General features: G+C 43.9%; 9 protein-coding genes. 4 read left to right on the forward strand and 5 right to left on the reverse strand.

The annotated features are described in order from the left end of the window. The first annotated feature begins 87 nt into the window (after window positions 1-87). The 3 genes from IT291_02280 (at window position 88) to IT291_02290 (ending at window position 2,434) form a co-directional block, all read left to right on the forward strand. Window positions 88-300, forward strand: coding sequence for a hypothetical protein (locus IT291_02280; protein ID MCC6220047.1), 213 nt, complete (start codon window positions 88-90; stop codon window positions 298-300). A 7-nt stretch (window positions 301-307) separates the two neighbouring features. After that, complete coding sequence (locus IT291_02285) at window positions 308-709, forward strand: PIN domain-containing protein (protein MCC6220048.1); 402 nt, start codon at window positions 308-310, stop codon at window positions 707-709. A 429-nt stretch (window positions 710-1,138) separates the two neighbouring features. Then, window positions 1,139-2,434: an ATP-binding protein gene (locus IT291_02290; GenBank protein MCC6220049.1), complete on the forward strand. Its 1,296-nt coding sequence runs from the start codon at window positions 1,139-1,141 to the stop codon at window positions 2,432-2,434. Between the two features lie 71 nt (window positions 2,435-2,505). Here IT291_02290 and IT291_02295 read toward each other — a convergent pair whose 3' ends face one another. From IT291_02295 to IT291_02315, 5 genes are all read right to left on the reverse strand, one after another. Next, on the reverse strand, window positions 2,506-3,843 hold the full coding sequence (locus tag IT291_02295; protein MCC6220050.1) for an ATP-binding protein: 1,338 nt from the start codon (window positions 3,841-3,843) through the stop codon (window positions 2,506-2,508). Between the two features lie 168 nt (window positions 3,844-4,011). Beyond that, on the reverse strand, window positions 4,012-5,370 hold the full coding sequence (locus tag IT291_02300) for a metal ABC transporter permease (GenBank protein MCC6220051.1): 1,359 nt from the start codon (window positions 5,368-5,370) through the stop codon (window positions 4,012-4,014). A gap of 56 nt (window positions 5,371-5,426) precedes the next feature. After that, window positions 5,427-6,812: a metal ABC transporter permease gene (locus tag IT291_02305; GenBank protein MCC6220052.1), complete on the reverse strand. Its 1,386-nt coding sequence runs from the start codon at window positions 6,810-6,812 to the stop codon at window positions 5,427-5,429. A gap of 12 nt (window positions 6,813-6,824) precedes the next feature. Next, entirely contained in the window at window positions 6,825-7,664 is an 840-nt protein-coding gene (locus tag IT291_02310; GenBank protein MCC6220053.1) for an ABC transporter ATP-binding protein, read from the reverse strand. Window positions 7,665-7,666: 2 nt separating this feature from the next. Then, complete coding sequence (locus IT291_02315) at window positions 7,667-8,647, reverse strand: zinc ABC transporter substrate-binding protein (GenBank protein MCC6220054.1); 981 nt, start codon at window positions 8,645-8,647, stop codon at window positions 7,667-7,669. Window positions 8,648-8,735: 88 nt separating this feature from the next. Between IT291_02315 and IT291_02320 the strand changes: the two genes are divergently transcribed. Then, window positions 8,736-9,223, forward strand: a 488-nt coding sequence (locus IT291_02320) for a MotA/TolQ/ExbB proton channel family protein (GenBank protein ID MCC6220055.1), incomplete at its 3' end; no start/stop codon positions are given.

Genomic DNA, 9,223 nt, shown 5'->3' on the forward strand with positions numbered 1-9,223 from the left:
AACCTCTGTGTTTTTTGGATACTTCAGCGAAAATTGAATTAAAAGCCCATTATTGACCATATGGAAAAATGGTGATAGGAAATCCATATGAGCAAAGATAAACGCAAAATTGCCACTAATATACCCACTGATATCTTAAAAGAGGCTTCGGAGTTATCCGGTCTTAATCAAACTGCTGCAATAATCGAGGGCTTGAAGGAGCTAATCAGAAGGGAAAAGCGACAGCTATTTCTCACTCTGGAGGGCAACTTACATCTTAACTTTGACGTGGCAAAATCTAGGAAAAGAACGAGTCGTTAATTCATATATGCCAAGCTTAGTGTTGGTCGATACTTGCGTATTTGTCGATTTTCTTCGCGAGATTTCCCCTCTTAATGGAGCTTTACGCACGCTCGTAAGAGAGGATAGAGTAATCCTTTCTCCTCTCGTTCGGCTAGAGTTATTACAAGGGGTTAGGGAAATAGAACGAGCGAAGTTAGCGTCATTTTTGGACGGATTTATTCGTTTGGAGGGGGACGAGCAGTTGTTTAAAGTAGCCGAAGAGTTATTACCGCTAGCTCGGCGGGGCGGGCTTAGTTTCGGCTTAATCGATTATCTTATCGTCTTGCAATCGCTAGCAGCTAACATCTTGCTGTACACGCGCGACGTCACAATGCTTAAATTAGCTAGAAAGCTAGACGTGAACTTATATTTGCATTCACGGCGTTAGAGCCCAGTCGACATACTCTCTTCGCTCTCGCATGGTTTAGGCGCAATATCCGGAAACGGCATTTGTTGTTTGTTCGCAAGTGCTTAGGCACTTGCTGTTTATATCATTTACAAAAATCCTTTTTGTAAATGGTATAAACGCTAACATAATGCATAGCCTACTTGCCCCTGGCGGGAAGATTGCTGCTCCAACTATCGCCTCCAACTCCCATTTACGGCGCTTTTTACCCACACAAAAACACGAAGAGCCACCTTTATTTACTTTCTCATCTCTAATGTGAGGCCACGGCGGGCACAAAACATTAGAGACGATCGCATCCAATACTGTTTCCAAAGCTTTTCAGGGTTCAATGCGCAAGTGGCGTATTTATGGGTTGACAACCGGTAAATAGATCTATTATTTATGGGTTAATAACCGGTAAATAATAAAATGCTAAAGAACACACTTCAAAATATCATAGCAGATCAGCAGCTTATCCTAGGAAAGGCTTTGGTAAATTTGCATCCGAGAGATGTGGATTTGCAATACCATCTACGCAGCAACGAGATTAGCGTAGTTACTGGTGTTAGGCGATGTGGCAAGTCTTCTTTGCTCAAGTTAGTTGCCAGTGAATCTTTAAAAGATCGCTCCGTGCTTTATTGCAATTTTGACGATCCGCGTCTGGCGGGTTTTCTAAGTAGCGATTTTGAGTCTCTTTATCTTGGATGGCAAGAACTACTAGCATCTCGTCCTAAAGGAGTTCTTATATGTTTTGATGAAATTCAAAATATTTCAGCTTGGGAGAGATGGGCTGTGCATTTTGCTCAACTGGAGAATCACAAGGTTTTTGTAACAGGCTCTAACGCAAAGATGCTTAGCTCCGAGCTAGCAACTCACCTTACAGGTCGACATGTCGTTATTAACTTAATGCCATTTTCTTTTAAGGAGATAGTTCAATTTGAAACGCAAGCGCTAGAACCGCTATCCAAAGCGACGACCGAACATAATCTCGCGCTCAGGCGCTTGCTGGAAAAGTATAAAAAGTTTGGTGGTTTTCCTAAAGTCTATTTGGAAGAAGACTTGTCCCTACTATCGCAATATTTTCGGGATATTATTTTAAATGATATTGCCTTGCGAAAAAACGTAAGAAACGAAAAACTACTACTCGAACTGGGCAATACCATTATGACGCAAAATGCCAATCTCACTAACAAGAGCAAAGTTGCTAAAGATTTAGGCATAAGAGAGCGCGAAACAGTTGTAAACTATTTTCACTATTTTGAAGAGACGTTTCTTGCCTTTGAGATTAGGCAATATGCTTACTCTCTTAGAAGGCAACAGAGAAGTTTGGCCAAATTTTACTCAGTAGATCCAGCCTTAGCTCGCCACTGTGGCTTCCAATTTTCAGAAGACCGTGGTGCGCTCCTAGAACATTTGGTTTTCTTGGAGCTTCGAAGGCGAGGGTATCAAGTCTATTATTGGAAATCCGCTGAGGGATATGAAGTCGATTTCGTCGTAAAGCAGGGAAATAATATTGAGATTAGTATACAAGTATGCTCCCAGCCTAGCAGTTATGATACAGTCGGGCGAGAAGTTAGAGCTCTGTTAAAGGCCAAGGAGGAAATCAAATCGCGTCGCTTGCTTCTCATAAGCGAGGATCCAATATCCTTGGATCCGCTAAGAATGGAAAGTCTAGATACAAGCGGCATAGAAGTACTTTCATTTATCGATTGGGCCTTAGAGTAACCTTCGGCTGTGAAGCCCGCTATAAAGCCTGAAGCTCAAAAAAAATTTCACGGCAAGGCTTGTCGCGTTTCTCAGTTAATCATTTTTTTTAAAATCTCTGCCAAGAATTCGGCGCAATAAAGTGGGAGATGCGAGGGTTGTTTGTTTGAAATTGGCGGTTTTGAACTAAGAACGACACTGCATTTTGGAGCATATTTTCCCATGAATACCGACAAGCTGCGCGCACGAACATTCCTTCCAGACTTAACTTCGATAGGAACAATTTCGCCATCAACCGAAAGCAAAAACTCTAGCTCGGAGTTTTTTTCCTTCCAAGAGTAGAGCCTGTGCTGTTTTGAAGTGAGGAGAAGTGAGGCTACGGCATTTTCTGCCAAGTATCCCTTATAAGATCCAAATGAATAGTCCATGACTACTTTTGGCGTAAGCCCGCTTAGCGATGTCAAAAGACCTACATCGAACAAGAAAAGTTTAAAATTATTCTCCTTAGCAAAGGCGCTAAAAGGAAGAGCGGCCTTGTGAACAATTGGGACTCGAATAATCAAGCCAGCAGTTTCTAGCCAATCGATTACTCCACTTAATCGCTCATATCCGCGAATTCCGCCTATTGCTTCTTTGAAAACAAATTTGGAAGCAGCGCCGTCAACATCCTTAGCGAGTTGCTCGGGAACATTGCGAAAAAGCCGCTGAATATGCATGGAATTATTTTCTCCCGAATGTTTTGCTATATCAGCCTCATAGGAGAGAAGCAGACTATCATGTGCCTTTTTTGCCGCACTAAAAGCATCTACGGGAGAATCTAATTTCTCAGCATAACACTTTACCGCTTCAGGCATACCTCCAACTATAAGATATCGTTTAAATTGCTCCCAAAGCTTGTCGTGTGCTATTTGCGAGAGATTGTTATTCTGCACAAATGACAGCAGCGCCTCATGTAGCAACTCGTTTCGGGTGGCACAAAGAAACTCGCCAAAAGAAAGCGGATATAGCTCAAGAAAATCGACTTTTCCCACAGGAAACGAGGCATGGTTTAGTTCAAGGCCCAACAATGATCCCGCAGAACATACGGGGAGTTCAGGCAAGTTCTCACTAAAATATTTTAGGCTCGTAAGTGCTTGAGGACAGCTTTGAATTTCATCGAAAACTAGAATAGCATTATTAACTTCGATTTTTTTGCCGAGAAGCAATCCAATGTCCTGCAACAGAGTACTAGGAGACAGTGAACCATGAAAAACTTTGGCAAACTGCGGTTGCTCTTCAAAATTGCAGTAATAAACCTGCTTAAAATTGGACTTGCAGAATTCTTTAAGGAGATAAGTTTTTCCCACCTGGCGAGCACCCCGAAGAATAAGCGGTTTTCGCCTGGAGGAATTCTTCCATTCCCTTAAATCTTCACATAAAAAGCGTCTCATGGTATTTTTTAGGCCTAAAAAGTAACAATATAGATACTATTTAGGCCTAAAAAATACCATCGTCAAATAATATTACTGCGTTACCTCTACAACCTCTAATTTGAGGCAATTATAGCGGTTACAAAAATCCTTTTATTAACTGCTATAGATCTAGGCCGAACGAGAACTTTACTCGTCATCCACCTCTGGTATGGGCCGATTATGTGGGTCTCGACTACTATGCGTCTGATCCTTTGCAAGCTCTCTAGCCATGGCTTTGGAAGTTACGTGCTCTAGTTCCGTAGCGGTCTGATGCACATGATCGGGACGAACGCCCATCTTCTCCACCATGAATGACTCCCATAACCTATGGGTCCTAACCAACACTCTAGCATCAGCTCTGCCAGCATTGCTCAATCTCACATCATCGCCTTGGCGAAGAAGCTGCTTTTCATCAATTGCTTTTCTAAGCGCCAATCGAGCCGTTAATCCGTCACCAAAGGCACTCAATAGTTCTTTGGTTCCCACATTGCCGCACGAACCCGTTTCCAACTCTTCCAAGCGATAGAGAATTCCAAGCATGTCCTCGCGAATTACCTGAACGGATATCCTAAAACGACGCAATCCACTAGCAAAAAGGCCATAAGTAGGCGCACCAACAACTGCCATGCCTAACATTGCTCCCAGTGTAACTGCCATCATACCAGCCGCATTGAGAGAATGTTCCCAGCCAACCCAAAAAGGCGAAAAGGCGGCGAGCACATAGCCAATAATGCTGCTACTTGCAGCAATTGAAACGCTAAGAAATATTTGAACCGTTAGCCGATCGGTCAACAGGCGCGCTATGGCAGCCGGGCAAATAATCATGGCTATGACCAATATGGAGCCTACTACCTCAAAAGACGAAACGACCGATGCCGCAACCAACGTCATCAACAGATAGTGCATCAAATTTGATTTAAAACCCAAAGCATCGAATAAATTTGGATCAAAAGAACTAAGCTTTAGCTCCTTAAAGAAAATGCAAACAAACACTGCAACGAGCAAAAAAATGGCGCTACTAACTAGTAACTCATAAGGTAGAATTTTAAGCGTTTCCCAGCTAAACAGCTTAAGCCAATCCTGCGGAGGGAACCAAAATATTCGCTCTAGCTGCCCATGCAAGAGACACTCTGCATCTAAATCCACCGAACGCGCCGCTGCCTGCTCAATTAGGAGCACCCCCAACGCAAAAAAAACTGTAAACACTACCCCCATAGCTGCACCAGACTCCAGGCGACCAAGTTTTTGGATTAGCTCTACCAAAACTACACTTACAAGCCCTGCTACCGCTGCACCTATAAACACCACAACAAAGCTTCTCGAACCCGTGAGGAGAAAGGCAATTACAATGCCGGGCAAAACAGAATGGGAAATGGAGTCACCCATCAAACTCATTTTCCGCAAAACCAAAAAATTCCCTAGCAACCCACAACTCATCGCTGCAAAAATTGCAGTAAGCAATCCTGGCAAATCTAGCGAAATTAAAGTGTAAAGATCCTGATTCATTTTTTAGTTACTTTTTGGAAACGGCTTAGCCCACCTTTAATCGGAAAACGCTAGTTTTACGACAGACACTTTAAGGGATGAACGCTGGTCAGATCTTCAGCATCCGCGAGGAGCACACCCTTTTGCCTTAAAGCATTTTTTAGCCTTGCAACTAATTCGTCTGACATTATGTGCTCGACAATATCTGCTGACCAGTCTACTCTTGCGCTCGACAAGTGTGCATAGCTAATCAGATACTCCTCCCAAAGCCTATGATTAATAGTGAGCTTCTTTGCCATCTGCAAACCTTTAGGCGTAAAGGCAATGGTCTTCCAATCAAAAATCACCAATCCTCGCAATGAAAGCATTGTTGGAACAATCCAGCGAAGAACCGAAGATGAACTCCTATATATCCTTAGATGCTTAAGGGGAATGGGCTTGTACGCATCCACCACCACACCTTCGCTCTCCAAAAACTCAAACATTCTGCGCAATAAGTGATCTTCAGAAACGCGCTTTTGCTCTCGAACTAGCCCAACCAAACTAGCCAAGACCCCTCTCTTCGGAGCCAAACCGAAACTAACCGCGAAAAAACATCCGCTAGTTAGGACTATAATTGCCCCTGCTGGCATGCGGGGGAAAAGAGCAGAAGCAGAAGCTCCCAAGTAACAGCTTAGCCCACCGATAAGCGCACTTATTATTATCATCATGTTTAGCCGCTCCGTCCAAAAACGCGCGGCGCTTGCTGGAATAATTAGCAAGGCAATAACTAACAACATGCCAACCGAACTAAGCCCAACGACAACAACCAACATCACCAGCGCCATCATTAGCAAATCGAGAGACGACACCGGCCATCCCTGTACCGTAGCATAGTCAGCATCAAAACAAATCAATCTAAACTCCTTAAGAAAAGATGCCGTGATTAACGCTATCACAACGGCTACAACAGCGATTAAGCAAGCATCGCTTATACTCATAGCCGCAGTTTGTCCGTAAATGAAGTGATGCAAGCCCCCCTCGCTCCCAGTCTCGAGATACTGAATGGCACTCATCAAAACAACGCCACAACCAAAAAAAACACTGAGCACCGCTCCAATCGCAGTGTCTTCCTTCAAGCGAGTATATTTTACTAACAACTGAACAACTATAACGGCGACAATTGCGCTCACGATAGCGCCTGCCAAAAGCACGGGCAAACTTTTCCCCTCCATTCCCAACCAAACAGTCGACAAGATAAAAGCTATCGCCAGTCCGGGTAATGTTGCATGCGCCAGCGCATCGCCCATCATCGAACGCTTTCTAAGAAGCGCAAAAGTGCCAATAATACCGCTAGCTATACCTAAACAGCACGTTCCCAACACAACTATTGCAGTATTTATTCCACTTCGTAAAGTTAGCACTTCTAATACCACTTCTAGCGAGGGCATTTCTAATGACACATCTGAAATTGACTGCATCATGGGAATTCAGAACTAGCGCTCCTTTCTGCCAAGCGACAATGCTTGTGCCGCTTCATCTAATAGAGTCAACCTTCCACCATATGTTTTTTGTAAATTCTCCGGGGTAAAGACATCAGCGGTTGGACCATTTGCAATCACATGAGTGTTCATAAGCAACACATGATCGAAGTAATCCTTTACGGTCGGCAAATCGTGGTGAACACATATGACAGTGCAGTTATTGTCTCTAAGATTGCGCAATATCTCAACAATCGCCTTTTCCGTAGTTGCATCTACTCCAGCAAACGGCTCATCCATAAAGTACAGCGTAGCCTCTTGCGCAAGAGCACGTGCTAAAAAAACCCTCTGCTGCTGTCCGCCAGATAATTGAGTAATTTGCCGATTTGCAAAATCTATCATGCCTACAGAATCGAGATGCTGTAATGCAATCTCCTTGTGCTTGCGGGTAACTGGCTTACACCAGCCAATATGTCCATAACGACCCATGCAGACTACGTCCAAAACCGAGACCGGAAAATCCCAATCCACCGTCTCGCGCTGTGGAACATAGCCAACCTTTTTTCTTACCTTGCGATAGTCCTCACCCCAAAACGAAACTGCACCAGACACTTTGGGCACCAATTGCAAGCAGGCCTTTATAAAGGTCGATTTCCCTGCGCCATTGGGACCGACAACTGCAATCAGGGCATTGCTCGGAGCATCATACTCTACATCCCAAAGAACTGGCCTTTGATTATAGGCAACCGTCATTGAATGCACGGAAAGTGGACTAGATGCGCTATGCTCTGGAAGCCGAGCGATATCTTTATCTCCTATGCGTTCCCTCTTACTAGCTATTCCAAAAATCGACATATTTATCGCCCTACTACGAGCTCTAGCTTACCATGCATACCTCGTGCTGGTGCATCCCCACCGAGCGCACGTGCAATGGTCGTTACATTGCTATCTATCATGCCAATATATGTTCCCTCGTAGGTTCCGCTTTTCCCCATGGCATCAGAAAACAAGGCTCCACCAATGAGCACTTCATGTCCACGCATACGAGAGCCCTCTACTAGGGCTCTCACATTTCTATCAGCTACCGTAGTCTCTACAAATACGGCCTTAATTTTTCGCGTCACAATCAAATCTATTATCTTCTCAATGTCGCGCACACCTGCTTCCGACTCAGTACTAATACCCTGAATACCTAGCACTTTAAATCCATAACGCTTGCCAAAATAGTGAAACGCATCGTGAGCCGTAATTATAATGCGCCCATTAGTTGGTACAGTCCCTAAAACCCTCTTTGCGTATTCGTCTAGGGCTCGCATCTCAGATTTGTATGCCTCAACATTCGCCGCATAATATTCGCGTGAATCAGGATCGAAGTTGGACAGCTCCTCGCCAACGACATCTACGACGCGTATCCAAATACTTGGATCCATCCAAATATGAGGATCGAAGTGGCCCGCAAACTCTGGTGGTTGGTGAAGTAATTCTTTGTCAATTAATTCCCCTACCGCAAACACTTTTTTTTGCGCCGCCTTCATGCGTTCAAGTGCCGATTGCATCTTCCCTTCGAGAAATAAGCCGTTATAAAATATTACATTGCCGTTAATAAGCGTTAACATGTCCGACCTTGTGGGCTTATATAGGTGTGGATCTATCCCTGTTCCCATAAGTGCTTTAACCATACCTTTCTCGCCGACAATGTTTCTAGCAACATCCGCAATCATGCTAGTCGTAGAAACTATCTCAAATTTTTTAGCTTCATCACTAGCGAGCGAGACGCCAGTAGAGGATACGATTAGCAGCAAAATTGCACTGATAAAAAATTCAATCCTTTTTCCCATACTTAGTATATAATTCTTGCTAAATTTGCTAACAGTATCCAGAAGAGGTGCTAGGTTGTCAATTACAAGGCTATTTGAGAGGAATGTCATGACGCTAATTCAGTTGTTTTACAAGGGGGGGCCGGTAATGTTTGTGTTGCTGGCGTTCTCAATTGTATCCGTAGCTATTGTATTACTTAAGTTATTTCAGTTTTACAGGCGTGAAATTGGCAAATCCGACTTCGTTTACGAAGTATTAGATGCCCTTCAGGCAGACGACATTAGGATGGCGATGGCTCGTTTGGAGCAACAGCGTTCGCCAATAGCAAAGGTCATGGCTATTGCGATTAGCGAATTTAGAAAGTCAAATCTATCGGCTAAGGATATTCAGTCTAAAATCGAACGCGTTTGTTCTAGGGCGGTTCAAGATATCGAAACTTTTTTGCGGGCACTTGCTGCGATTGCTCATCTTAGTCCTTTACTTGGCTTACTTGGTACGGTTTTGGGAATGATAACCGCTTTTCAAAAGCTCGAAGCCTCTGGCATGAAAATAAATCCTGCCATTCTCGCTGGAGGTATATGGGAGGCATTGCTGAC

The sequence above is a fragment of the Deltaproteobacteria bacterium genome (genome assembly GCA_020845775.1).
Taxonomy (GTDB): Bacteria; Bdellovibrionota_C; UBA2361; order SZUA-149; family JADLFC01; genus JADLFC01.